The organism is Thalassobacillus pellis, from assembly GCF_016908295.1.
In the GTDB taxonomy this organism is placed as follows: domain Bacteria; phylum Bacillota; class Bacilli; order Bacillales; family Halobacillaceae; genus Thalassobacillus; species Thalassobacillus pellis.
Genome location: NZ_JAFBDO010000009.1, coordinates 1 through 26678 on the forward strand (window position 1 = coordinate 1; position 26678 = coordinate 26678).

The window sequence follows — 26678 nt, forward strand, 5'->3', positions numbered from 1 at the left end:
CGATAGCGGAGAGGTCACACCTGTTCCCATGCCGAACACAGCAGTTAAGCTCTCCAGCGCCGATGGTAGTCGGGTTTATCCCCGTGAGAGTAGGACGCCGCTAGGCAAGTCAAAAGCCAGAAGCACACACGCTTCTGGCTTTTGCTGTTTTTGTAAGGTGATTTCATCAGTAGCCCTAGTTAATTTTTGCGCCTAAAGTAATGAGAATTCGCCACTAAACTTTAAGCGGCACATTACAAGTTGCCAAAAACTGCCTCTTTCTGTTAATCTCAAATAAGAAAAGCAGAATATATGTTCGGGTGATTAATGTGCAATTAACTAGGTGGAGTTATTCAAGAAGAGGTGTAGTGAGAGGATATTTCGATAAATTTCCTACTTCTACTTTATATTTTAAAAGAATCAGGCGATATTATTTTTTATGTTCGATAGATTGGGGAGCAGATGATCCTCAAGTTACAAAAGAAGATCGTGATGTCATGAATTTACTCATAAATCGCGAATTGGGAAAAGAACAGGCCTATAAAAACAGAAAGTCGAGAAGTCTGTAAAAGAAGACTTCTCGATTTTTACGTTATATTCTGCTCATTGATTCCCAAGCGGCATTCATGCCGGCAACACGTCCTGTGACCATGGCAGAGGTGATGTTATACCCCCCTGTATACCCGTGAATATCAAGAATTTCACCGCAGAAATAAAGACCGTCCATAAACTTTGATTGCATGGTATTTGGGATTACTTCCTTAATGGAGACCCCACCACCTGTGACAAAGGCTTTCTCGATAGACTGGGTATCATGGATCGATAATGAGAAGTGTTTTAGTAATTGAATGAATGTAAGAAGCTTTTCTTTTGATATATTTGCAGATTTATCTTCTTTCGAAATACCTGCTGATTGAAGGAGATAATCCAACAGCCTTTCCGGCACGAACCCTTTAACGAGATTCCGGAAAGATTTTTTTGGGTTATTTTCCATTTCCTTGCGCATTTCTTCTATTAATTCGTTTTCTTTTTTATCGGGCAGGTTGTCAACTTCCAGCACGACTGGACGATGCCCTTTCATAAATTCTTTGACTACATATTGCGAGCAACGGAGTATTGCAGGGCCGGAAACGCCGAAGTGAGTAAAAATCATGTCCATCTGGTGGGTTATGATTGCTTTACCTTTTGGATTGAGAACTGAAACAGCGACATCCCGTAGTGATAATCCTTGTAATGTTTTATTTTTTATCACTGCTTCCTTGGAGATAAGAGGTACTTCAGTCGGATACAGGTCTGTGATCGTATGCCCCGCTTTTTTGGCCCAGGCATATCCATCTCCAGTACTCCCGGTATGGGGGACAGATTTTCCTCCAACCGCTATAACGATGGAACCAGTATCTATTTTTTCATTATCCATTAAAATGATCTGGTGCTTATTATCTCCATAATGTATAGCTTTTACAGGGGTGTTTGTCCTGATCTCCACACCCAGCTTATCCAGCCTGTTTAAAAGAGCATTTACCACATCTTTCGCCTTATTGCTTGCAGGAAACATCCTGCCATGATCCTCTTCCTTTAGCGCGACTCCCAATTCTTCAAAAAAATCGATGATATCATAATTGTCGAAAACAGAAAAAGCACTATACAGGAATTTTCCATTACCCGGAATATGTTTGATTACTTCTTCCTGAGGCAGCCGATTTGTTACGTTACAACGCCCTCCTCCAGAAATGGCGAGCTTTTTACCTAGTTTATTCCCTTTGTCGATCAGAAGCGTCTTTACTCCTTGTTCCGCGGCTGCAATAGCTGCCATCAGGCCGGAAGGTCCGCCTCCAATAATGATTACTTGGTAGGTCAATGGTGTCAATCCTTTCTATAATTCTATATTGGGCATTAATATTCTTTGAAGGGTCTTGATTTATGATAAAATAGATTCGTTCGACTCTACAATCAATGAAGGTGGAATAGATAAAAATGTCGAAAATAATAAAAGGAACGATGCTCCTCACGGGTGCGACTTTTTTGTCCAAAATGCTTGGACTACTTTATGTCATCCCATTTGAAGCACTCGTCGGAGCCAGCGGTGGTGCACTTTATGCATATGCTTATGTACCATACAACATATTTCTAAGCGTATCAACATTGGGTGTTCCGCTTGCCGTATCAAAATTTGTATCGAAATATAATTCGCTCGGAGACTACAAGACAGGAAGAGACATTCTGAAATCAGGAATGCAGCTGATGGCATTAACTGGCCTGATCGCATTTTTGTTCATGTTCTTTGGCGCTGGACAAGTTGCCCACTGGACCATCTCAGAAGGTGCACAAAGCAAAAATTCTATTGAAGATGTCACTATGGTCATTCGCATGGTCAGTTTTGCTTTATTAATTATTCCATCTATGAGTATAGTGCGTGGGTTTTTCCAAGGTCATCAATCGATGGCACCGACTGCAGTATCCCAGGTCATTGAACAGATCTTTCGTATTGTCTTCTTGCTTACTGCAGTCTTTCTTGTTACAAGAGTATTTGGCGGCAGCACGCAATTAGCTGTTGGATTCGCAACATTTTCAGCTTTTATCGGCGCAATTGCTTCCTGTATCGTCCTTTTTTTGTATTGGAAAAAGCGGAAGCCATACTTAGATAAAGAGTTAGAGAGTCAGACAAGCTCCCATCGATTATCAAAGGCATCCATGTTCAAAGAATTGTTCAGCTACGCAGGACCATTTGTCCTGGTTGGCATTGCAACCTCATTATACCAAATAGTCGACCAGTTCACCTTTAATGATGCCATGTTTGCGACAGGGCTGGGGAGTAAGGCAGAGCAGGCTTATGCTGCAATTAACTTGTATGGTCACAAGCTTGTCATCATTCCTGTTACACTTGCTACAGGATTATCACTTGCATTGATGCCAGCCATAACAAGGTCATTTACAGAAAAAAATAAAAAGCAGCTGCATAAACAGATCAATCAGGCCTTGCAAATTATCATGCTGTTGATATTACCCGCAGTCGTAGGGTTATCTTTACTTTCTGATGCAGCTTACGGAAGCTTTTATGGCATTGATGAGAATATTGGCTACTATGGTAAATTGCTTGCCTGGTATGCGCCTGTTGCCCTTTTATATGCTTTATTTACTGTCAGTGCCGCTATTCTGCAAGGAATCAACCAGCAAAACTTTACATTCATCAGTTTAACGTGTGGTTTAATCGTTAAAGGTTCCTTGAACATCCCTTTTATCATGATGTTTGGTGCTATCGGATCTATTGTTGTTACTGGGCTTGCTGTCGGTACTGCTGTAGTTATGAATCTGATGAGAGCGAGACGGAAGGCAAGCCTGTCGTTTAAACCATTATTCAAGCGGACGTTGTTAATTATCATCCTTACCACTATCATGTCTGTCATTGTCCTGTTTATTCGGTGGGCAATTGGCGGAATACTATCACCAGAGGAAAATCGTATTCATGCGCTTATTGTTTTGTTAGCAGGTATAGCTTTTGGTGGTATATCTTATCTATGGTTAAGCTACAAAACAACACTGCTCGAACACATAATGGGTGGAAGGATCCGTTTACTGGACAGATTTTTAAAGCGTTCATAAAGGAGAGTTACGATGAGGATAGATAAACTATTAGCGAATATGGGGTATGGTACGAGGAAAGAAGTGAAAGGTCTTTTAAAAACAGGGAACGTGCGGGTGAACGAGGAGCCGGTAAGCAGCCCTAAGCTTCACGTGAATCCAGAAAAGGACCAGGTAACGGTTTATGGAGAGACTGTTGATTACCGGGAATTCATTTACCTGATGATGAACAAGCCGGCTGGGTTGGTATCAGCAACAGAAGATGCTTCTGAGGAAACAGTTATTGAAATACTTCAGCCGGAGGATCTGGTTTTTAATCCTTTTCCTGTCGGCCGCCTGGACAAGGATACAGAAGGATTACTATTGATTACCAATGATGGACAACTTGCTCATCGCTTGACCTCTCCTAAAAAAGATGTCGGTAAAACCTATTTTGCCGTAATTGAAGGGGAAGTGACTGAAAATGATAAAGAAAAATTCCTGCACGGAGTTACACTGGATGATGGATATGTCACGAAACCTGCTGAGCTGTCCATACTTTCCTCCGGTCCTGTATCTGAAATCGAGCTTATCATTACGGAAGGTAAGTTCCATCAGGTGAAGCGGATGTTTGAAGCTGTAGACAAAAAGGTCACCTACTTAAAAAGATTGAAGATGGGAAACCTTGGGCTTGATCATGATCTTCATCCGGGAGAATACAGGGAATTATCGGATGAGGAACTCCATTACTTAAAAGAATTGACAAACCTATAACTTACAAAAAATCACCCGGTGTCAAACCGGGTGATATATCTTTCTTTATTAGGATATTTTCACTTTCTTTTCTGTTACCGCCCACTTTCCTCTAAGCGGGCTGTCCACAAGTCCGTTGTATTCCAAAACAGTCAAATCCCTTTGAATCGTCCGATCGGTTATACCGAATTCATCAGCAATTTCTGATGTGGTAACTGTCCCATTTTCCCTTATATAGAGATAGACAGCTTTGATTCGATTCAGCATTCGTGAGGATGAAGGATTCAAATAACCACTCCTTAGTTGGAATCCATGTACTTGATACTATGAAGTTAATTATAGTTTACACTATGATCAATGAAATATGCCACACTATCTTTTAGAATTAACAGATTTTTCAAGAAATTTACAGTCCTTTAAAAAAGGAGAATGACCGTGCATATACTCCGAAAGCTGTTCACAAAAATGATTCATATTAATAATTATGTCCTGTTTGTTTCAAGTGGTTTAATGATTGCATTGAGCACTATTTTAATCGTGACTGTGGAAGACGAAACCTTCCCCACATACTTTGATGGATTCTGGTGGGTAATGACGACAGTAACCACAGTAGGTTATGGAGATTTTTATCCAATTACTGTCGCTGGTCGCCTAATTGCAATTGTTCTTTATGTGCTTGGTATCGGTCTGATTGGGGTCGTAATTGGAAAAGTAGTTGATGGATTTGCAAGCTTCCATAAAAAAAGGCGGGAAGGTGATATCGTGTATAAAGAAAAAGGCCATTACATTATTATCGGCTGGTCACAAAAAGCGAATTTTGCAGTAAAAGAAATGATGGATACGGAAGAGAATGTAGAAATTGTCATCATTGATGATTTGAACGAAGCACCTATCCTAAAGGACAACATTCATTATATAAAAGGGAATGCTTCTCAACAGGAAACCCTTTTAAAAGCAAATGTAAAGGCAGCAAAAGCGGTGCTCATTTTTGCAGATGACAAACTTCAAGGGGACGAATTGATAGACGGGAAAACATTGTTGATTGCTTCCTCTATAGAATCTATAGCTCCAAATGTTTATACGATAGTTGAAGTTATGGAAGAAGTGCATATCAATAACTTCAAACATATTAAAGTGGATGAATTCATCGTTTCAAATGAAGCCATCTCTTCTCTCGCAGTTCGTTCAGCGTTCATGAATGGCATTTCCAATATATATGGCCAGCTGTTAAGTCGTTCTTTTGGAGATGATGTCTTCCATGTACCTCTAAGGAACGATTGGAATACTTATCGGGAGGCTTTCGATGCATTGCTTCAAGAAGGTGCGACGTTGATCGCTGATCGTGGAGAATTAAATATAAATCGTCGTCTGGATGATCAACTGCCTGATGATGCAAAGCTGTTTGTCATCTGTGACCAATCCACCTATCAAAAGATTACTGCAAAAGAGGTGTAAGCATGCATTTTCAAAAGCTGGCCGAGAATTACGAGAAAGAATTTCTGGAAAAAGTGACACGTGTATTACGTGTTCCAAGTGTCTACGAATTTAACGACCATTTTCCGTTTGGGAAACCGATCAACGATGTACTGGAACTGATGCTGAAGATGGGAGCAGAAGATGGATTTGAAGTGAAAAATATAGACGGTTACGCGGGGCATATTGAATGGGGAAGCGGAGAGGATTTAATAGGGGTCCTTGGTCATCTGGATGTGGTTCCTGCAGGTGATGGCTGGGATAGCGATCCCTTCGAACCACTAATAAAAAACGGTAACCTTTATGCACGGGGAGCACAGGATGATAAAGGTCCCGTTCTTGCTGCTTATATAGCCATGAAGTTGTTGAAGGATCAAGGTTTCCGCCCAAATAAACGTATACGTTTAATAGTAGGTACAGATGAGGAAAGGGACTGGAAAGGCATCAAATATTATTTTGATAAAGAAGAAATGCCGACTTTTGGATTTTCACCGGATGCTGCGTTTCCGGTTATCCATGCAGAAAAGGGATTGATTGACGGCTACCTTTCCATTCCATTTGATGCTAATGAGGATGGCATCTATGAATTGCTTGATTTTTCGGGAGGAGACCGGCTCAATATGGTTCCGGATCAGGCATCCGCACGACTTCGGGTACCTGAAAATAATGTGGTCAAGGACAAGTTTGAAGCTTTTTTACAGACACATCATATAAAGGGAAAGCTTCATGAGGAAAGAAAAGACATAGAGCTGAGCGTGGAAGGTAAAGGAGCCCATGCCAGTAAGCCTGAGCAAGGAAAAAATGCCATAATACTATTAGCAAAATTCTTAACGGAAATTCCATTACCTGAAAATCAGCAGAAATGCTTCATGTGGATCATCAATCATTTTTGTGATACGAAAGGAACAGCTTTAGGGATGGATATATCAGACGAAGTTTCTGGAGCGTTGACTCTCAACCTTGGTTCTTTGCATTTGGATAAAAGTACTTTGATTGCAGGAGTGAATATTCGTTATCCCATTTCTGGAAATAGGGAGGCTGTAGTGGATGGTATAACTCATAAAGCGCAAATCGTCCAAGGCTCCTTTAAGCTTTATGATCACTTGGAATCGCTCTATGTTAATGAGGAAAATCCTGAGGTGCAGTTATTATTGAACATATATAATGAGCAGACAGGAGAAAATGAAAAAGTCATGGCTATTGGTGGAGCAACCTACGCCCGTTCATTGGAAACCGGTGTAGCGTACGGGGCTATGTTCCCCGATAGTCCCGATACTGCCCATCAGAAGAATGAACATGTTCGTATCAAAGATATGATTAGGGCTATCTCCATATATGCAGAGTCACTCTATCGACTAACGCGTTAAAGTAGTGAAATCAGTCTAATACCAAGAAGCCTCAGGAAGGGTGGATATGTTGAATGAGCAATGCACATTTTTTTATCGGAATACCCGTAACCGAGCCGATCCGGAAAAAGATGACAAAGTGGCAGTCTGAACTGAAAGAGAAGGTTTCCTTTAAAAACTGGACTAACCCGGAAGATCTCCATATCACCCTTAAGTTTTTAGGCGGTGCAGATATCACTGATGTTAAAAATGTCAATGAACGCTTGCAACATACTGACTTCCCTGCCCCTTTTAGTTTAAATATTGACAGTTTAAGCTATTTCGGCAAGTCTGAGCGCCCTAGGGTAGTGTTTGGCGGGGTGGAGAAGAATGACGTACTCTTTAAGATGCAGAGTCAGGTAGAACATATTGCTGCTGAAGCGGGTTTTCCTAAGGAGAACCGCTCATATCATCCTCATATCACCCTCGCGAAGAAATGGGATTTTAACCAGCCAAATGTAACCCCTGGCTGGTTAGAGGGCTATCAGGCCAAAATGGAAATGAAAGTGGATCGTTTCCATATATATCGTATTCATCCCGGCAAAAAGCCGAAATATGAAGCTGTTGCTACGATTCTTTTAAAGTGAGGTGACATGATGGCACAATTGATCAAGCTTCAAGATTATGTCTCCCGTTATGAAAGTGACATGTATCGTTATCCTGGACAATTCATCCGTCTAAAAAGAAATAACTGGGAAAAACTCAAGAAAACATGGGAATATCAGAAGGTCCAGGACAGCTTACCAACAGCACAGGAGAAGGTGGAAGATGAAGACCAATCTTCCTGGAAGAAATATTTCAAAAAATCTACTGGATCAGAATCTACTCAAGAATCTTCCCCTTCTTTTGTTAAAAAGCTCCCAGAGTCGATGGATGATCTAGAGCAACTATTTTTAGACAGGATATTCACTTTCCAGTTGACATGGGCAGCAACAACTTTGCGCAGAAAGTCCTTTATGAATGCCAGTTATCGTCATAATCCACATTTGAAGTTTTTCCTGCAGCGGTTTCCGGATACATTTCTTATCATGTATGAGCCGATTGTCCGTATTAAAGAAGCTCCACTTGATACCGATATAATCATTATAACACCAGTAGGAGTGGAAATAATTCATTGTCTGGATGTACCGCCAGGAGTGACCGTTCATCCGGAAGACGATAAAACATGGATGGTGGAACAAAAAGGACAGTTCAAAAAAGTAATCAGTCCGCTGATTTCACTTAATCGGAGCGAAACATATGTAAAAAGTGTGCTGTCAAAATATAATCTGGATATACCTTATAAGAAAATAGTTCTAGGATCCCGTGTGGATATTAAAGGCTCAACAGAACCTTATAAAACAGCCTTTATTGGCCGTGAAAGATATCTGGATTGGTTTAAGGAAATGCGCACATTAAACTCACCTTTGAAGCATATCCAACTAAAAACGGCGGAGGCATTGACAAAACATAGTGTAACCACTTCTATCAGGCGGACGGAATGGGAGCAGGAGGAAGAGATTTCAATGGAGTAATAATCCACCTGAAGGGATACTGTATGACTTCACGGAGTGCGGCATTTAGCTGTTATGCTCCTGTGCCTCTTCATATTAATTAACGGCAGTGTACAGACTTTTTTCAGTATTCAAAACCTAGGGAGATCATACATGCATATAATCATTATTAATGCTGCAGCAGGAAGTGGAAAAGCTGTAAAAATATTTAAATCAATACAGAAGGATCCATCATTTAAAGAAAAACAATGTAGGAGCTTTTTGACTGAGTATCGGGGACATGCAGAAAAAATTGCTGCACAGGTAGCAGAAATTTACCATGAAAAAATTGATTCCGTTATGGTTATTGGAGGCGATGGCACTCTTCATGAGGTAATGAACGGATTAAATAAATATCCGGGTATTCCTGTTGCGTTTCTTCCTGCCGGATCCGGTAATGATTTTGCAAGAGGAATAGGTACTAAACTGCGTGCGCTGTCGCTATTTCAATCAATAATAAAAAGCCCTAAGAAAAAATTATTCCATCCGGGAATCTACCAGGTAAATGCCAGTAAGAAAGCCCAGCGTTATTTTATGAATAGCTTGGGGTTCGGAATAGACGCAGCTGTTGTACGCGCAGCTGAGCAGGCCAGGTATAAATATATACTGGGTAAATTGGGGATCGGATCATTAAGATATGCATTGGTTTTCATGCAGGTGCTGCGGTCTTTTGTCCCTATGGAAGTAGAATTGGAAATAGATGGGCGTGTGTTGAGGTATAATCGAGCATTTATGGTAACCGTGGCGAATCACCCTTATTACGGCGGGGGTATGAAGGTCGCTCCGCATGCAAATGCGAGCAGCCGTGAACTCGGCGTTATTGTTGTACAAGATATACCCAAATGGAAAACCCTATTAATGTTTCTGACCGTATATACAGGGAAACATGTTTGGATGAAGGAAGTGCATCAATATAAAGGTAATAATATTACGATTCGATCTAATCGGCCGATGTTATTTCAGGTAGATGGGGAAACGGGGAAGTGTCAATCATGTGAAATGAAAAAATCACACGTTAAACGCCCGGTTTTGCATGCCTAAAGAATAAAACGCTTGAAATTAACAGACAGGATGATATATCCTAATCAAAGTGTATATGGGGGAATTTTTTTACACTTTTAGAAAGTTTAACGTTGTTAAAGGATTAAATGATAAATAAAACTAAGGCTTTCGCCATAAGTCCTTGGCGACAAGCCAAGTTTTTCTAACAATAATTCCCTATTGAACCTACTGGCGAAAGTTACTGTAGATGGACTGAAAATGAGTTATACTTAAATTAGCTTTTCATGATCGGTAATACATACAGATTAGAGGAATTGAAGGTGAAGCGCTTGGAACATATACTTGGAGATGAATGGACAATTACACCAGCTGGAGGCTCTACAGGAGAAGCCTACTATGCACAGAATGACAACAAACGTCTATTCTTGAAGCGGAATTCATCACCATTTCTGGCCGTGTTATCTGCAGAGGGAATCGTACCCAAGCTTGTCTGGACAAAACGATTGGAAAATGGGGATGTCATTACAGCTCAGGAATGGCTGGAAGGCCGTGAATTGAAAACAGAAGAAATGCAGCATCCGCGTGTTGCAAAGCTTCTTAGTAAAATCCATCATTCTTCTGAGCTATTAGACATGCTGATGAGAATCAGCAAGCACCCTTTACTTCCTAAAGATATTCTTGAGGATATTAAAGTAAATGAGGGCCTTTTTGAAAAAATAGATCCCTGGTCAGGAACAAGAGATGCCATCAGCTATTTGGAAGCGCGCTTGCCTGAAGTTGAGACAGATAGACATGTGGTCTGTCATTGTGACATGAACCATAATAACTGGATGCTTTCTTTAGATGATCAACTGTATTTGATTGATTGGGATAATGCAATGGTAGCGGATCCTGCCATGGATTTGGGAATGCTGCTTCATTGGTATATCCCAAGAAGTGAATGGAAAGCGTGGCTGGATCGTTATGGTATGGAGGAAACGGAAGGTCTGTATAAGAGGATGACATGGTACGCAGTTGCTCAATCATTGACTTTCATCCAATGGCATCGCATGAGAGGTGATTTGAAAGAAGCTGCCCAACGCGTTGAATCGTTGAAACAGCTTATGATCACTCATGGTATTACAAATCTTTGATTTCTGATAAAGCATTGGTCCATTGTTTTAGATTGGCCTGATTGCTTATAATATGGTCTTCAAATTGATCATCTGAATGCAAATTGCTGCTGTATTTATAAATGGCTGGTAACTGACTACGGAAATCATGATAGGCATCATCATCCAGTTTCGCTTGCAGAGAGTGAACGAGCCTTGCTATTTGTTCACATTCGGCAATCGTACCACATCCATCTTCGCATTGTTCCGAAAGCAGGTCGTACAGGACATTTAATTGATCGTTAACTGTCAGTGGCATAGAGGTACACCCTTTTTTACTTAGAGTGCAGAATTACTGGCTATATTATACAAAAAAACTCAGGCGGAAGCATGATGCTTCTGCCTGAGTTTTTTAAGCTTGTGGTGCATATTTCATTTGCTTTTTACGGACTTCAGGATTCATATACTGGCTAACTTTTTCAAATGGATATATGAAAAGTGCATATCCAGCGAATAATACTGAAAATACAGCGACTACGCTCATTTCAATCATACCTGTCAGCAATTTCATTATTAGTAACTCACTCCAAATTTGTAGTTTGAACAATACGATATCTATCATATAACTGCAACCGCTTACATCCCAACTCTTTCATGGCACCTTATTGCAACAATATATCCGTTACAGCCGACTGCGAAAAAAATAGCTGTTGCATATGTATATATAGCCATTTATAAGCGAAAATCCTTAGGTATACGGCATATTCATCAAAAACTTTTAAAAAATATGATTTTCATGATAAAGTTTAACCGAGGAAAAGGAGGAAATTATCATGCGTTTACGACATAAACCATGGGCGGATGACTTTCTGGCAGAAAACGATCAGGTCGTAGTCCAGTACCCATTTGATTATAAAAGCAAATGGCAGGAGGCATTCCAAAGAAAGCAGCCTCTCCATGTAGAAATAGGTTCAGGGAAGGGACAGTTTATAGCAGGGATGGGTAAGCAGCATCCTGACATTAATTTTATTGGAATTGAACGGGTAAAAAGTGTCATTGTTGGGGCTGTAAAAAAAGTGCTTGATGCTGGACCTGAAAACGTACGGATGGTTAATGAAAATGCCCGTGATCTGAGGGATATGTTCGCAGAAAATGAAGTGGACCATCTCTATTTGAATTTTTCTGACCCTTGGCCAAAGACTAGACATGAAAAGCGACGTCTGACATATCATACTTTTTTAGAACAGTATAAAGATATACTTAAACCCGGCGGCGTAATTACTCTAAAAACAGATAACAAAAAACTGTTTGAATATTCTCTTATAAGCTTTTCAAAATTTGGCATGGAGGTGGAAGAAGTAGAATTGGACCTGCACCAATCAGGAGATCCGTGGAATGTGGAAACGGAATACGAAGAGAAGTTTGCGGCTAAAGGACAGCCGATTTACCGATGCAGGGTCACCTTCGTTTAATGACAGCGTTTCCAAAAGGTTCGATCCCTGATACACTGTGATGTAGTAATGGTTGTAAAGGAGGGGCAAGTAATGGAAACTGTAAAGATTGGTAGGGCTAAGCTAACCTGGTTGAATGGCGGAGTTACTCACTTGGACGGTGGTGCTATGTTCGGAGTGGTGCCAAGGGCTTTATGGACCAAAAAGTATCCAGTGAACGAAAGTAATCAGATTGAACTGCGTACAGACCCAATTTTATTGGAGTTAGATGATAAAATAATGCTGATCGATTCTGGTGTAGGAAATGGAAAATTCTCTGATAAACAGAAACGGAATTTTGGTGTACTTGAAGAATCACATGTAGAACAATCCTTAAGGCAAAAAGGACTTGAACCCGCTGATATTGATGCTGTTTTAATGACCCACCTCCATTTTGACCATGCATGTGGGCTTGCGAAATGGGAAGGGGACAAGCTTGTACCGACTTTTCCGAATGCTGATATTTTCACAACAGAAATCGAATGGACAGAAATGAAAAATCCTAACATTCGTTCAGCAAATACTTATTGGAAAGAGAACTGGCAGCCAATTGAGCATCTGGTGCATACCTTTGTGGGTGAAAAGGAGATTCTCCCAGGACTGAAAATGATACATACCGGCGGGCATAGTGATGGACATGCAATCCTTTTATTTGAAGACGACAACGATACCTTCCTTCATATGGCAGATATAATGCCGACCCATGGTCATCAGAATCCCCTTTGGGTACTTGCCTATGATGACTTCCCTGTGACTTCTGTACATCAGAAACAAAAGTGGATGACCTATGGATATAAAAAACAAGCATGGTTCACATTTTATCATGACGCTTATTACCGGGCACTTAAACTGAATGAAGAAGGTAAAGTGAAGGAGTCAGTGGAACGAGAGAGGTATGAATATAGCTAAATAAACTAAAAAGCCCATGCCGGGTCATTTATCCAAGGCATGGGCTCTTATTATGAAAATTATAATTAATTTGCTTCCGCTACATCAACAATTGTACCTGTTTGAGAATCAATGAAGAATTCATATTGAGAAGTTTCCCCATCCTGGCTTTTAGATACTCCACCGCGATAAACGTCATAATCGACACCGTTTTTAGTGATTTCTTCTGGTTTCATATAAATCCATGAACCGCTGATTGGTCCTTGTTTTTTGAATGCTTCTTTTGCAATTTTCAACGCTTTTTCAGGTGTAACGCCTTGCTTGTTGACAACTTGCTCTTTCACTACATAACCTGCCAGGGCTCCAACTCCCGCAGCGATCGCAACTTTTTTCCAATTCATAGACACTCACCTCAATAATTTATCTTTCCACTAAGTATACTAAATATAAATCAATAAAGAAAATAAAAACCGGTCAGAAAGTAGAAAGTATTTGGAAGTTTCGGTAAAATGGATAAGGTAGAAGAAAGGAGTTTTTACATAATGAATCAAGAAACACAACAATTATTTAAATCATTAACTGAAATACAAGGCGCTCCTGGTAACGAGCATTTAATTCGCCGCATAATGAGAGGCGAGCTGGAGAAATATTCCGATGAAATCATTCAAGATAATCTTGGCGGAATATTTGGCGTTCGTAACGGAGAAGGCCCGAAAGTAATGGTGGCAGGGCATATGGATGAGGTTGGCTTTATGGTCACCAAAATTACTGAAAATGGGATGCTCCGTTTTCAGACGCTCGGTGGCTGGTGGAATCAAGTTATGCTGGCGCAACGGGTCCAGATCATGACAGATAATGGTCCAGTTGTCGGTGTAATTGGTTCCATCCCTCCTCATAACCTCACACCAGAGCAGCGTAAAAAACCGATGGAAGTCAAAAATATGTTGATTGATATCGGGGCTGATGATCAAGAAGATGCAAAGCGGATCGGTATAAGCCCCGGTCAGCAAATCGTTCCAATTTGCCCGTTCACTCCGATGGCCAATGAAAAGAAAATTCTGGCGAAAGCATGGGATAATCGGTATGGCTGTGGCTTAGCAATTGAATTACTGAAAGAATTGCATGGTGAACAGCTGCCTAACCAACTTTTTTCTGGTGCAACTGTACAGGAAGAAGTAGGGTTGCGCGGTGCTCAGACAGCTTCTAATATGATTAAACCGGATATCTTCTATGCACTCGATGCATCTCCCGCAAATGATATGAGCGGGGAGGATAAAGAATTCGGCCATCTAGGGAAAGGCGCACTACTGCGGATTTTAGACAGAAGTATGGTTACCCATCGCGGAATTCGTGACTTTATTTTAGATACAGCTGAAAGCAATGATATCCCATACCAATACTTTATTTCACAAGGCGGTACGGATGCAGGCAGGGTCCATACTTCCAATGACGGGGTACCTTCAGCAGTAATCGGTATTTGCTCCCGCTACATCCATACCTCTTCCTCAATCATTCACGTAGATGACTATGCAGCAGCAAAGGAGCTATTACTGGAACTTGTGAAGAAGACAGATAAGAATGCAGTAGAACAGATCAGGAAGCAGGGTTGAAGATACGGCCTGTTTCCTGCATAATGTAAAATTAAGTCTGGTAATAAGTCACGATGCTATCCTATGCATTCGTGACTTAATGCTTTTCTTAACATCTAACAATGAGTAATCGTTTGTGGAGAAAGGTGAAAAATAATGAAACAGATTTATATAGGGTCACAGAATCCTGCCAAAATAAACTCGGTCAAAAATGTTTTTCCTGATTTTAGTGTGGAAGGGGTCATGGTAGAGTCGAAAGTCTCTGCCCAGCCTTTTTCAGATGAAGAAACGATGGAAGGGGCAATCAACAGGGCGAGGGAATGCGCAAAGATGAAAAAAAGTGTATTCGGTCTCGGTTTGGAAGGCGGAGTCATGGAGATAGAGGATGAGCTCTACCTTTGTAACTGGGGGGCTTTAATTGATACCCAGGAAAACTTGTATATGGCTAGTGGCGCCAGGATTCCGTTGCCTGACAAAATAAAGAATGAGCTGGAAAAGGGAAGAGAATTAGGTGATGTGATGGATGAATATGCAGAGAAACAGGAAATAAGAAAAAGAGAAGGTGCTATTGGGATTTTTACCAATGCCGCTATAAATCGTGAAGAGATGTTTGTTCATATTGTCAAACTGTTGAAAGGCCAATATGAGTTTTACAACAATTAATAATAATCAATTAGCTAAGTGAGCCATATCTAAAGCAGAAACCTCGGAAGTAATTACTTCCGAGGTTCTTTGATTATAAAGGGTTCTAGCGTAATTAACATCCTTATTCGTATATATATTGCAATACTGCCACTGCTTGATCAATTGTTTCTACCGTTACATTTGCTTTATTCGATAGTTCCTTCAAAGGATGTATCAGGGATTCCGGACGCACGATAATGGTAGGTTTATTACTATGGATGGCTGCGCTGGCATCCATTGCGGTATTCCATTGTTTATATTTCTCTCCAAACAGTGCAATGACCACATCCGCCTTTCCAAGTAATACTTGTGTCCTTAAATTATTGATGCTTGATGCAGCATCATCCCGGTATTCTTTACCCGGCTGTTCACCAATAATGTCCTCTCCAATACTATCGGATCGTTCGTGATTTTCCTGGGGTCCCACAAAAGTCAGCGGCAGCTTTTTATCCTTTGCTTTGTCTTTGATTTCATTTCTCCAGTCATCATGGATCTGACCGGCTAAGTATACAGTAAGTTCCATTGTTATTCCTCCCTCGTTCTTTTCTTTATTATGAATCCATATATCCTGTTCTGTCCATTCATGTGACTGGAAAGAACTGTCGCTTGCTATATGGTGCTGCGATAGTATCATGGAAGTAAAAGAGTGCTATATAGGAGGACTTTATTTACCATGATTAAATCAACGGGAATAGTACTTTGCGTGGTTTTGTTGTTGGCTGGCTGCAGCTATTTCAAATCCGAGCAAGATGTAATAGCTGAAGCACTGAAAACAACTGAAAAAACCTTCGAAATGCGAGAAACCAAACCCAATCATGAAACTACTGCTTTTTCTTTATACTTACCTAATACCATGGATATTACAGAGGAATCAAAGAATAATGTTATTTTGACAGAAGGAGAACAGACATATGTTTTGTTTCATAACAGCATGGAAGAAAAGACAAGTGATCTGAACTTCCTTGCAGCTTCACAAGCTGAAAAGGCGCTCCTGCTTGAATCATTTATTCATAATGACCGTTTAGGGTATATCCGTGTACTTCCTATGGAAAAAGACAACAGCTATGAACTCCAGGTAGGTGTAGGCGGAACAAAAATCACTACCTATACCTCAAAAGACCACCTGGTTTCTGATGCTGAAAAAATGATGAAGATTGCAAATTCCCTCTCTTGAAGAAACCATGGTCAAAAAATTAAATTGAAAACACTTACAAGTAAATCAGCTGTATTCATCATAAGAAAAGGGATGTCCTAGATAGTTGTGGGACATCCCTATTTAACGTCCAGAAAGTTATAAATGGATGGCTCTATATCAAAATCCGTACTCAGTCATGTGTCATATCGGATTGCTGGTAGGAAAAGAAAATAGAGAAGCCCAAGAATTACAACAATGCTTACAAGTAACAATAAGAGATCAGTCCTACACGAATCGTATTGAATTCCGTTTTAAAGTTTATGAACCTATAAAACTATAAACACCTTAAAAAACCAACATATATAAACTGTTCACCTCCGACAAATCCAAGTTATGCTGTATTTACACTTGTAAAAAAATAATGTAATATGAAAGAGTTGTCAGGTGAGAGGAGGAAAGAACTTGAAGCAATTTTTGCATAGAAAAGGAGTAAGCCTCAGTGCAAAGGAGTACTTCATAACAGCCTTGAGTTTTATGGCTTTAGGACTTTTTTCATCGTTAATTATCGGGTTGATTATAAAAACTGTCGGCGAGCAGATGTCACAATCTACGTTTGTTCTGTGGGAAATATTGGCTGATCCTTTTATAGAAATGGGTACCTTTGCCATGGATGCAAAAATCTGGGGCGGAGCTATCGGAGTAGCTATTGCCTATGGACTAAAAGCACCTCCACTAGTGCTGTTTGCTGCTCTTTTTGGCGGGGCTTTTGGTGCTCAGCTTGGCGGACCGGCCGGAAGCTACGTCACAGCATTGATAGCAACTGAAATTGGAAAAATAATCAGCAAGGAAACAAGAGTCGATATCATACTTACCCCATTTGTAACAATTGCTGCAGGTTTTTTCGTGGGGGCGTTTATTGGACCTCCAATCGGCAGCTTCATGGTATGGTTTGGTGATGTGATTCAATGGGCGACAACGCAACAGCCTTTTCTGATGGGAATTATTGTGGCTATCTTAATGGGTCTGGCTTTAACAGCTCCTATTTCGAGTCTTGCTATTGCTTTGATGCTATCATTGGATGGAATAGCAGCTGGTGCCGCCACTGTCGGCTGTGCTGCCCAAATGATCGGATTTGCAACCATCAGCTACAGGGATAATGGCATCGGCGGCTGGCTGGCCCAGGGGATAGGAACCTCGATGCTCCAGGTAGCCAATATACTGAAGAAGCCGATTATTCTGGTGCCCCCCACGGTTGCAGGGGCTGTCCTTGCACCGCTTGCTTCAGTGTGGTTTGATATGGTTAATAATCCAATGGGAGCAGGAATGGGGACGAGCGGTCTTGTTGGCCAGATAATGACTTTCGAATCCATGGGCTTCAGCTGGGATATCTTTTTAATCATTCTTTTTCTCCATATTATCGCACCAGCGATTATTAGTTTTGTTATTGCTGAATGGTTCAGGAGAAAAGGCTGGATTCGCCCAGGGGACATGAAAATTAATTACGATTGAAAGAATTTCAAGTCACATTTCCTGAAATATGGTAATATGGTAGCGGAGGTGTACGGATGATTCAACTTGAGACAAACAAACAATTTGATGAATTGATCCACCATAAAACAGTTATGCTCTTTTCTGCTGACTGGTGTCCTGATTGTCGTTATCTGGAGCCAATCATTCCGGAACTGGAGGAAGAATTTCCAGAACAGACTTTCGTTTATGTTGATCGAGACCTATTCTTAAATATATGTACGGAACATGGCATCTTCGGGATCCCAAGCTTCATCGTTTTTGACAAGGGAGAAGAAAGTGGCCGTTTTGTCAGTAAAAACCGTAAGACTAAGAGTGAAATTGAATCCTTCCTGAAAAGGATATGATGGAAAGACTGCGCTGTTGTTGCTGCGCGGTCTTTTTATGCTAAAATAGACAAGTAATTCATTTCTCCCGATCAAAAGGAGGAAAGTTCGGATGAAAATGACTAGTATCAAAATGAAAAAGAAATTAGAAGAGCGGTTGAAAGAGGAAGAATGGCGTACTTCTTTTAATCGAGATAAGGATACTTTCCGGATAGAGTGGAGGGATTCGGGGCAGGGAATCACCATTACTCTGCCAAATGTCATCGCAAAATGGGAAAATCGCGGTGATACGGCCCTTGATGAGCTGGAAGAACATGTGAAAGAAGCTCTGCGTATCATGAACGAGACACATGAGCTGACAGGGAAAGAGCGACACATATTTCCTGTTATACGGGCAGCATCATTTCCTACAGAAACGGAAAGCGGGAAGAGGCTTATCCATACAGAGCATACAGCTGAAACCAGAGTGTATTATGCCCTTGACTTAGGAAAATCGTACCAGTTGATAGATGAAAAGATGCTTGAAAATGAAGGTTGGACAAAAGATAGAATAAAGGAAATAGCCGGCTTCAACGTTCGCTCGCTTCCCGTGGATATGAAGGAGGATGAAGTGTACGGAAATACCTTTTATTTTCTCTCTCATCAGGATGGTTATGACGCCAGCCGTATTTTGAATGAAGCACTGCTTGAGGAAATGAAAGCCAAGGTGACCGGGGAACTGGCTATCAGCATTCCTCACCAGGATGTCATTATATTTGCTGATGTCAAAAATCCTTCCGGGTACGATATTTTGGCACAAATGGCAATGAAATTCTTTGCAGAAGGTGTTGTTCCGGTTACTTCATTATCATTTTTATATGAAGACAAGCAGTTGGAACCCATCTTTATACTTGCCCAGAACAAACCAAAAGACGATGGAAAGGACGAATGAAGCATGCATGTTTTTTATAACCCCAAAGGTATCGGTGATGTACTAATCATCCCGGTAAAAGATGGCGATCGCAATGCTATCAGCCAGGAACGTGTCGGCGATATAGTTAAAATCACTGATGCAAATAATGGAGAATTACTAGGCTACAACTTGTTCCATGCCTCAGAGTATATGAACCTTACTGAACATGGAAAAATAAGGCTTACGGATGTAATGCTTGCTGATATCAAGCAAACCTTTGAGAAGATTGGCTTAGAAGATTCCCTGGACTTTGATCTGTCTCCAAAGTTTATCGTCGGTCATGTCGATGAAAAGTCGCCACACGAGAATGCAGATAAACTCAGTGTGTGTACTGTGGATGTGGGTGAGGAAAAACTTCAGATCGTTTGTGGAGCTCCGAATGTTGATGCCGGTCAAAAAGTTGTCGTAGCAAAAGTGGGGGCGATTATGCCTAGTGGGATGAAAATTAAACCGACAGAACTGAGAGGAGTACCTTCTCATGGGATGATTTGCTCAGCTAAGGAACTAGGTATACCCGATGCACCTAAAGAAAAAGGCATCCTTGTACTGGAAGATAAATATGAAATTGGTCAGGCTTATGAGTTGTCATAAATGAAGGACATTGGACTGTAGCACTATTTTTGGTGCTGCGGTCTTTTTATTTTTAACAAAATAACCTTGAAGATGAAAAAACTGTTAAAATGAATAGTAAATCACATTGGTAGAAAGAGTGAGTAATATGTGGAATCAGATGAAGAAAAAACTGAAAGAAGTATTTACAAACGACCCATCTGAAATACCGATGGAGGAAACTGAAAAAAGCCAAGAAAACTACGACCCATATGTAAGAACAAAAATGACCTATAGATATCCAAAGCAAGGAGAATTCCGTTTTCCGGTTATACCTGATCAGCAATCAGCACCGGAAAAACAAGATGAAAAGAATACAAGCAGATACCCTCAGGACAGTAGAGAGTATAACGAAGCCGAGCGGGGAAATCATTCCAGAAACCGTTATTCCCGTGAAAAGCAACATAGCTGGGAGAGGCATTTGGACTCAGGAAATAATCGGGCGAACAGGTCATCGGGTGTATCCGCACATCAAGAGAAGAGAAAGCGGGAATATACCCATACTACTACTAAGGAAGGTTGGAATACCCCTTCTTATAACAAGAGGGACAACCATATAAAACGGGAAGCACAAAAACATACAGAGACAGCTGATGGATACCGTCAGGAAAGAAGTCAGAGAAAGACAAATTGGAACAAAGAAAATAAAGTTACCGTTGAAAAAGCTCCATTTCAGCCATCAGAAGTACCTTCTCCAATTTATGGATACCATCCCAGGAATATGAAAAGCCGTATTTTGGAGGATCTACCTGCTTATCTGGAAAAAAATGACGATAATGCTCATGAAAAAAATTTGGAAATGACAGAAAGTAACGAACAGAAGAATTCGTATGAAGAAGCTGAAATTATGACAGAGGGATTGGAAACTGAACAGAAGGGAAGTGAAGCATTTGAGTCTGAAATTTATGAGGCCCCAGTAGAAAATGAAACAAAAGATAATAAAATTGACATGATTGAAAATGGAATAAATGAAGCAGCAGCAACAGTTGAAACAGAAGCTCTGGATAAGGTATCTGATGAGGTAGAGGAAACACATGCGAGAGAAGAAACAATTGTCGGAAAAGATGAAGGCGAAACAATGATTGAAATCACTGACGAAGACTCCTTCGAAGAGGAAGGAAATGAAGAAGAACTAAGTCTGGATGAAAAATCCTCCTCTGTTACGGAAGCTACAGAAAAAGCGGATATTGCAAACAATAGTGACAAACCCAAGAAAGTGGAAGAGTCGGTCGAGGAAAATATTGATAGGGAAGGGAAATCAGAACAGAAGCCTTCTAACACCCTTGAAACAAAGAAAAGCCATAGAAAAGAACAAACCCAAACCGAAAAAAATCATCAATCAACCACAGAAAAACAAAGGGTTCCTTTTAATGTTTTGATGACACCAAGAGATAAAAGAAGTCAGAAACGTAAAGCTGAGGAAACTTTTGTTAAGCAACAGGACCAGAGCGTACAAAGGGAGCAAAAAGAGGAACAGGCAGTGTTTCAACGACCACCATTCCATTTGCTGAATGATCCGGTCGAGCGGTCTCACGATGATGACGAATGGGTGAAAAATCAAATGGAAGCTTTGGAAATGACATTGAAGCATTTCCATGTAAGGGCCAGAGTAGTAGATGCTATGCGCGGGCCATCCGTTACCAGGTTTGAAGTACAGCCCGAACCTGGGGTAAAGGTCAGTAAAATCACCAACCTTGCTGATGACATCAAGTTGAGTATGGCGGCCCGCGACATTCGGATAGAAGCACCAATTCCTGGAAAGCAGGCGGTCGGAATTGAAATTCCTAATGTGCAATCAGACATAGTCGGGCTTCAGGAAATTTTCGAAACACCTACATTTTTAGAAGATCCATCCCCGTTAAGTGTAGCTCTGGGACTTGACATCGGCGGTACTCCTGTCGTAACGAATATGCAGAAAATGCCCCATGGCCTGATTGCAGGTGCTACAGGGTCAGGGAAGAGCGTGTGCATTAACACAATTCTGGTCAGCCTGCTTTATAAAGCACACCACGACGATGTGAAGTTCCTGCTGATTGACCCTAAAATGGTCGAGCTTGCACCGTATAATGATCTCCCGCATCTTGTTTCACCGGTTATTACAGATGTGAAAGCCGCAACGACTGCTCTCAAATGGGCAGTGAAAGAAATGGATGAACGTTATGAAAAGTTCGTGCAAGAGGGGGTAAGAGATGTAGAGCGTTATAACCAAAAGATGTTCAAACAGGACAGGAAAGGTGAGAAGCTTCCATATCTCGTAATTGTCATTGATGAGCTGGCTGACCTGATGATGGTATCCCCTCAAGAGGTAGAGGATTCTATCTGCAGACTTGCCCAAAAAGCAAGGGCTTGCGGAATACATTTGTTGGTTGCGACCCAGCGTCCTTCTGTCGATGTAATAACAGGGTTGATTAAAGCAAACATTCCTACCAGAATTGCTTTCAGTGTTTCTTCCCAGGTCGATTCGAGAACCATCATTGATAGCAGCGGAGCTGAAAAGCTGCTCGGAAAAGGAGATATGCTGTTTGTTGAAAGCGGATCAGGACAGGCAGTGAGGATTCAAGGTGCTTTCGTATCTGATGATGAGATTGAACGTGTGACCAGCTTTGTTAAAAAGGCAGCCCCGCCTGATTATCTGTTCAGGCAGGAGGAATTGCTTACCCAGGTAACATCGGAAGAAGACGAAGATGAGCTTTTCAAAGACGCAGTCGCTTTCATAATGGAACATAATGGAGCAAGCGCATCTCTGCTTCAGCGCAGGTTTAAAATCGGCTATAATCGTGCGGCACGCTTGATCGATTATATGGAAAGCCATGGCATAATTTCTGAACAAAAGGGCAGTAAACCGCGAGACATACTGATGACACCGCAACAATTCGAAGAAATTTTCCATCCCACAGAAATAAGTAACTATAACAATTAAAATGTTATAAATAAGGCTGTCCCTGAATTAATCGGGTCAGTCTTATTTTATATTCAATAGGATGAACTTAACGCAAATGAAGGAAATATATTCGCCGTTACGCTGGGGTATGATTTTCGGTATGTATAAATGGCTTGTGTTAGGTGCTTAGTTTTTATATGATTAGAATTGAGTGTATTTACAGGTATAGGATATATATAAGGAGCCGGGTTATGAAAGAAATCACACGTAAGTTAAATGGAGAAATTGAACGACTGACAAACAAAACTTTCAAATTTGATGAACGGGTGAAAGAAGGCTGGTTTTCTGCAGTCTACTTTTTGAAGACGAGAGAAATTGTTGAGAATCATATTGGAAGCAACCAGGTGACGATGCAATTCTTCCAAAAAGATGATGCAGTAGTATGTGGTACAGATGAAGCCATCGCTTTACTGCACACCTTTGCCGAAAAGCCGGAGGATCTGGAAATTTATTCCTTGAAGGATGGAGACAAAATAAGTCCTTATGAAACAGTACTGACGATTAAAGGGGAATATCAGAACTTCGGTTATTTAGAAGGGATTATAGACGGAATTCTTGCAAGGAGAACCTCCGTCGCTACCAATGTGTATAACGTTGTAAAAGCTGCAAGAACCAGTGGAAAACAAAAACCAGTTATTTTCATGGGCGACCGTGACGACCATTTCACTCAACAGGCCGGTGATGGGTATGCCGCGTTTATTGGCGGTTCTACCGCCCAGGCTACACATGCAATGAACGAATGGTGGGGAAAAGAAGGTATGGGTACGATGCCCCATGCTTTGATTCAAATGTTTGAAGGAGATGTAGTAGCTGCCACTAGAGCCTACCATGAGCAATTTCCGAAAGATAAATTAATGGCTCTTGTCGATTACAACAATGATGCCATTACTGACGCATTAAAAGTTGCGAGAGAATTTGGAGAAACACTAAAAGGGGTAAGGGTAGATACATCAAGAAGTATGGTTGATAAGTATTTCCTGCGTAATGAACATCTGATGGGAACCTTTGATCCCCGTGGAGTTAATCCTGAATTGATTTTTGCCTTAAGAAGGACATTGGACCAGGAAGGGTTTAACCATGTAAAAATCATGGTGAGTGGAGGCTTCACGGAGGAAAGAATCCGGCAATTTGAGGACTTGAAAGTGCCTGTCGACATGTATGGTGTCGGAGGAAGTCTGTTAAAAATCAACATTGGGTTTACAGGGGACAATGTACTTCTTAACGGAAAGCCGGAGGCAAAAGAAGGCAGAAGATATAATCCTAATCCAAGACTTGAGAAAGTCGAATACAGTGAGCAATGACTTATGTGGTAAAAGCTTACCTTCCGGAAACGGGGGTAAGTTTTTTATACTTTAAGGAAGTATAACTTTGTTAAAAATTAAACCATAAGTAAAACGAAGGCTTTCTCCACAAGGACTTGGCCAAGGATAGGCTTGTCTTAAGCATGTCGGGGGTGACCAAGACGCTTCCGCTTTTGTTATATCCAGCTGCAGCGCCTCCCCCCTCGAGGTCTTTAGCCGACCCTCTCTGTGACATAGATCGTCACGGCGAGGCTCTTCTTAAGCATGTCGGGGGTGACCAAAGCGCTTCCGCTTTTGTTATATTATGGGCGGTTTATAGGGAAATAAGCTTCCTTTTTTTCATTCATTCTCGATACATGCTACAATGGATAAATATAAAAATGCCTAATTGCTCATTCACCTGATTAGAACAATTTGCTATAATTAGTGCTTGACCAGTTAATTAAAAATCGCAAGTTTAGCTATAGTACATATACTATGTTAAAGTGACTCACTAATTTTGGAGGTACTTGTTTATGACGACTTACCATTTCATTGGTATTAAAGGGACAGGGATGAGTGCCCTTGCTCAGATTCTGCATGACTCCGGGGAGCAGGTTCAGGGGTCAGATGTGGAAAAACGTTTTTTTACTCAGGATGTACTTGAGGCTAAAGATATAAAAATTCTTCCTTTTGGAAAAGAAAATATTCACGACGGCCTGACAATTATTGCCGGAAATGCCTTTAGCGATGACCATGAAGAAATTATTGCTGCTAGAAATTTGGGTCTCCCATTTTATCGTTACCATGAGTTTCTTGGTGAATGGCTGAAAAGAAGTACAAGTATTGCTGTCACTGGCGCACATGGGAAGACATCGACAACAGGGCTTCTCGCTCATGTGCTGGCAGAAAATTTCCCAACTTCTTATCTAATTGGAGACGGAACAGGCAAAGGGCATGAAGACAGCAAGTATTTTGCATTTGAAGCCTGTGAATACAGGCGTCATTTCTTATCCTATCACCCAGATTACGCTATCATGACTAATATTGACTTTGATCATCCTGATTATTTTACGAGCATCGATGATGTATTCAATGCCTTTCAGGAGATGGCAAAACAGGTGAAAAAAGGAATTATTGCTTGTGGTGATGATGAACACCTGCAGCATATTCAGGCAAATGTGCCAGTCTTATATTATGGCCTTGCAGAAACTAATGATTTTCAAGCCCAAAACATTAAGGAAAATGCGGAAGGAACGACTTTCGATGTTTTTGTCCGAAATACATTTTATGACACCTTCCTAATTCCTGGATATGGTAACCATAATGTCCTGAATGCCTTGAGTGTCATCGCCTTATGTCATTATGAGGACATGAGTGTAGAACAGATAAAAAAACTGCGGACATTCGAGGGTGTGAAACGCAGGTTTACGGAAAAGCTGGTAGGTGACCAGGTGCTTGTAGATGATTATGCACATCACCCGATAGAAATTTCCGCCACAATTGAATCTGCCAGGAAAAAATATCCACAACGGGAGATCGTCGCTGTTTTCCAGCCACACACTTTTACGAGGACGAAAGCTTTCTTAAATGAGTTTGCAGAAAGTCTAAAGGAAGCAGATGCGATATACTTGTGTGATATATTCGGTTCCGCCCGGGAAGATAATGGTAATTTAACAATACAGGACCTTCAAAAGCTTATTCCTGATAGCAGCCTTCTTGAACCAGACGGTACAGAAGTCCTGAAATATTATGAAGATGGTGTTTTAGTGTTCATGGGTGCAGGAGATATCCAAAAGTTTCAACAGGCATATGAAGAAACCCTGTAATAACTCAACGAAAGATCCGTTATCCAAGACGGATCTTTTTCTTTCTACTGATCTTACAAAAAATCCGATTCAATTTCATTTAAAAAAGGATATTTTTAGGTTAGAATCGAATAATACTCAAGAGATGCCTAATTCCACCCAATGACGTTTAGCCATTTTTGTAATAGGGTATCAAACTAAATATCTAAAATACATAGCAGAAGGAGTTGAGCAGGGGGAATGGAAATATTATTGTATGTTGCTGCACTGATTGCAGCTGTTGCATTCGCAGTATTAGTTATCTATCTCAGCATTACCTTGAAAGCTGTTTCTCGGACCATGAACAACGTAGCCAATACCTTGGAAGGCGTTGAGGAACAGATGGAGGGTATCACACTCGAAACCACTGCGCTGCTTAATAAGACAAATAAGCTAGCCGAGGACGTTGGGGAAAAATCACAGAAACTCAATACTTTGGTCGACGGGGTGAAAGGCATCGGCGACTCGGTTCAAGAATTTAATCAGTCCATCCGGTCTGTTTCAAAAAGCTTGACCAGTTCAGCAGAAAAGAATACTGATTCAGCGGCTCAAGCGATGAAATGGGGCCAGGTCGCCATCAACCTTTATAAGAAAGCAAAAAAAGAAGAAATTAATAAATCAAAGGGAGGAATCTAGG

At 40.9% G+C, this 26678-nt stretch carries 27 protein-coding genes and 1 rRNA gene; 22 read left to right on the top strand and 6 right to left on the bottom strand.

Going from position 1 to position 26678, the window contains the following annotated elements; all coding sequences use genetic code 11:
* Positions 1-106: ribosomal RNA gene (gene rrf, locus JOC33_RS18845) — 5S ribosomal RNA — on the top strand; the annotation flags it as partial.
* Positions 107-571: 465 nt separating this feature from the next.
* On the opposite strand, the gene JOC33_RS18850 is transcribed toward rrf, so the two are convergent.
* The gene (locus tag JOC33_RS18850; protein ID WP_205094129.1) at positions 572-1837 is read right to left on the bottom strand and encodes a BaiN/RdsA family NAD(P)/FAD-dependent oxidoreductase; all 1266 of its coding nucleotides are present in this window, start codon (positions 1835-1837) and stop codon (positions 572-574) included.
* Positions 1838-1953: 116 nt separating this feature from the next.
* Here JOC33_RS18850 and JOC33_RS18855 point away from each other — a divergent pair, with 116 nt between their 5' ends.
* Together JOC33_RS18855 and JOC33_RS18860 are read left to right on the top strand one after the other, a co-directional pair.
* Positions 1954-3579, top strand: a complete 1626-nt coding sequence (locus JOC33_RS18855; RefSeq protein WP_205094131.1) for a putative polysaccharide biosynthesis protein — start codon at positions 1954-1956, stop codon at positions 3577-3579.
* A 12-nt stretch (positions 3580-3591) separates the two neighbouring features.
* Complete coding sequence (locus JOC33_RS18860) at positions 3592-4311, top strand: pseudouridine synthase (protein ID WP_205094133.1); 720 nt, start codon at positions 3592-3594, stop codon at positions 4309-4311.
* 48 nt (positions 4312-4359) lie between these two features.
* On the opposite strand, the gene JOC33_RS18865 is transcribed toward JOC33_RS18860, so the two are convergent.
* The gene (locus tag JOC33_RS18865; protein ID WP_205094135.1) at positions 4360-4578 is read right to left on the bottom strand and encodes a DeoR family transcriptional regulator; all 219 of its coding nucleotides are present in this window, start codon (positions 4576-4578) and stop codon (positions 4360-4362) included.
* A 141-nt stretch (positions 4579-4719) separates the two neighbouring features.
* On the opposite strand from JOC33_RS18865, the gene JOC33_RS18870 reads away from it, so the two are divergent.
* The 6 genes from JOC33_RS18870 (at position 4720) to JOC33_RS18895 (ending at position 10815) form a co-directional block, all read left to right on the top strand.
* Positions 4720-5745 carry a potassium channel family protein gene (locus JOC33_RS18870; RefSeq protein WP_239534318.1) on the top strand — a complete coding sequence of 342 codons (1026 nt, stop codon included), beginning with the start codon at positions 4720-4722 and terminating at the stop codon, positions 5743-5745.
* A gap of 2 nt (positions 5746-5747) precedes the next feature.
* Positions 5748-7130, top strand: a complete 1383-nt coding sequence (pepV, locus tag JOC33_RS18875; protein WP_205094139.1) for a dipeptidase PepV — start codon at positions 5748-5750, stop codon at positions 7128-7130.
* Positions 7131-7183: 53 nt separating this feature from the next.
* Positions 7184-7735 (top strand): RNA 2',3'-cyclic phosphodiesterase, encoded by a 552-nt coding sequence (gene thpR / locus JOC33_RS18880; RefSeq protein ID WP_205094141.1) that lies wholly within the window; start codon positions 7184-7186, stop codon positions 7733-7735.
* 6 nt (positions 7736-7741) lie between these two features.
* Entirely contained in the window at positions 7742-8662 is a 921-nt protein-coding gene (locus tag JOC33_RS18885; protein WP_205094143.1) for an NERD domain-containing protein, read from the top strand.
* A gap of 132 nt (positions 8663-8794) precedes the next feature.
* Complete coding sequence (locus JOC33_RS18890) at positions 8795-9721, top strand: diacylglycerol/lipid kinase family protein (RefSeq protein ID WP_205094145.1); 927 nt, start codon at positions 8795-8797, stop codon at positions 9719-9721.
* Positions 9722-10011: 290 nt separating this feature from the next.
* Entirely contained in the window at positions 10012-10815 is an 804-nt protein-coding gene (locus JOC33_RS18895) for a phosphotransferase family protein (RefSeq protein WP_205094370.1), read from the top strand.
* Here JOC33_RS18895 and JOC33_RS18900 read toward each other — a convergent pair.
* Positions 10802-11092, bottom strand: coding sequence for a YtzH-like family protein (locus JOC33_RS18900; RefSeq protein ID WP_205094147.1), 291 nt, complete (start codon positions 11090-11092; stop codon positions 10802-10804). The genes JOC33_RS18895 and JOC33_RS18900 overlap by 14 nt on opposite strands.
* A gap of 93 nt (positions 11093-11185) precedes the next feature.
* Positions 11186-11344 (bottom strand): hypothetical protein, encoded by a 159-nt coding sequence (locus tag JOC33_RS18905; protein WP_205094148.1) that lies wholly within the window; start codon positions 11342-11344, stop codon positions 11186-11188.
* 262 nt (positions 11345-11606) lie between these two features.
* On the opposite strand from JOC33_RS18905, the gene trmB reads away from it, so the two are divergent.
* Both trmB and JOC33_RS18915 read left to right on the top strand, forming a co-directional pair.
* The gene (gene trmB / locus JOC33_RS18910) at positions 11607-12245 is read left to right on the top strand and encodes a tRNA (guanosine(46)-N7)-methyltransferase TrmB (RefSeq protein ID WP_205094150.1); all 639 of its coding nucleotides are present in this window, start codon (positions 11607-11609) and stop codon (positions 12243-12245) included.
* Between the two features lie 72 nt (positions 12246-12317).
* Complete coding sequence (locus JOC33_RS18915; protein ID WP_205094152.1) at positions 12318-13172, top strand: YtnP family quorum-quenching lactonase; 855 nt, start codon at positions 12318-12320, stop codon at positions 13170-13172.
* 65 nt (positions 13173-13237) lie between these two features.
* On the opposite strand, the gene JOC33_RS18920 is transcribed toward JOC33_RS18915, so the two are convergent.
* Positions 13238-13552 carry a PepSY domain-containing protein gene (locus JOC33_RS18920; RefSeq protein WP_205094154.1) on the bottom strand — a complete coding sequence of 105 codons (315 nt, stop codon included), beginning with the start codon at positions 13550-13552 and terminating at the stop codon, positions 13238-13240.
* A gap of 141 nt (positions 13553-13693) precedes the next feature.
* Between JOC33_RS18920 and JOC33_RS18925 the strand changes: the two genes are divergently transcribed.
* Together JOC33_RS18925 and JOC33_RS18930 are read left to right on the top strand one after the other, a co-directional pair.
* On the top strand, positions 13694-14761 hold the full coding sequence (locus JOC33_RS18925) for a M42 family metallopeptidase (protein WP_205094156.1): 1068 nt from the start codon (positions 13694-13696) through the stop codon (positions 14759-14761).
* 135 nt (positions 14762-14896) lie between these two features.
* Positions 14897-15403 (top strand): DUF84 family protein, encoded by a 507-nt coding sequence (locus JOC33_RS18930; RefSeq protein WP_205094158.1) that lies wholly within the window; start codon positions 14897-14899, stop codon positions 15401-15403.
* Positions 15404-15506: 103 nt separating this feature from the next.
* Here the strand turns inward: JOC33_RS18930 and JOC33_RS18935 are convergent, their stop codons facing one another.
* On the bottom strand, positions 15507-15947 hold the full coding sequence (locus JOC33_RS18935; protein WP_205094159.1) for a YtoQ family protein: 441 nt from the start codon (positions 15945-15947) through the stop codon (positions 15507-15509).
* A gap of 150 nt (positions 15948-16097) precedes the next feature.
* Between JOC33_RS18935 and JOC33_RS18940 the strand changes: the two genes are divergently transcribed.
* From JOC33_RS18940 to JOC33_RS18980, 9 genes are all read left to right on the top strand, one after another.
* Complete coding sequence (locus tag JOC33_RS18940) at positions 16098-16598, top strand: hypothetical protein (protein ID WP_205094161.1); 501 nt, start codon at positions 16098-16100, stop codon at positions 16596-16598.
* Positions 16599-17021: 423 nt separating this feature from the next.
* Complete coding sequence (locus JOC33_RS18945; RefSeq protein WP_205094163.1) at positions 17022-18068, top strand: PTS sugar transporter subunit IIC; 1047 nt, start codon at positions 17022-17024, stop codon at positions 18066-18068.
* A 56-nt stretch (positions 18069-18124) separates the two neighbouring features.
* The gene (locus JOC33_RS18950) at positions 18125-18433 is read left to right on the top strand and encodes a thioredoxin family protein (RefSeq protein ID WP_205094165.1); all 309 of its coding nucleotides are present in this window, start codon (positions 18125-18127) and stop codon (positions 18431-18433) included.
* A gap of 91 nt (positions 18434-18524) precedes the next feature.
* Complete coding sequence (locus JOC33_RS18955) at positions 18525-19343, top strand: DUF1444 domain-containing protein (RefSeq protein ID WP_205094167.1); 819 nt, start codon at positions 18525-18527, stop codon at positions 19341-19343.
* A gap of 3 nt (positions 19344-19346) precedes the next feature.
* On the top strand, positions 19347-19955 hold the full coding sequence (gene ytpR, locus JOC33_RS18960) for a YtpR family tRNA-binding protein (protein ID WP_205094169.1): 609 nt from the start codon (positions 19347-19349) through the stop codon (positions 19953-19955).
* A gap of 127 nt (positions 19956-20082) precedes the next feature.
* Positions 20083-22893 carry a DNA translocase FtsK gene (locus JOC33_RS18965; protein WP_205094171.1) on the top strand — a complete coding sequence of 937 codons (2811 nt, stop codon included), beginning with the start codon at positions 20083-20085 and terminating at the stop codon, positions 22891-22893.
* A gap of 212 nt (positions 22894-23105) precedes the next feature.
* A complete protein-coding gene (locus tag JOC33_RS18970; RefSeq protein ID WP_205094173.1) occupies positions 23106-24215 on the top strand; it encodes a nicotinate phosphoribosyltransferase in 1110 nt (369 codons plus the stop codon).
* 515 nt (positions 24216-24730) lie between these two features.
* A complete protein-coding gene (murC, locus tag JOC33_RS18975; RefSeq protein WP_205094175.1) occupies positions 24731-26023 on the top strand; it encodes a UDP-N-acetylmuramate--L-alanine ligase in 1293 nt (430 codons plus the stop codon).
* 219 nt (positions 26024-26242) lie between these two features.
* Complete coding sequence (locus tag JOC33_RS18980; protein WP_205094177.1) at positions 26243-26677, top strand: DUF948 domain-containing protein; 435 nt, start codon at positions 26243-26245, stop codon at positions 26675-26677.
* Position 26678: the final 1 nt, after the last annotated feature.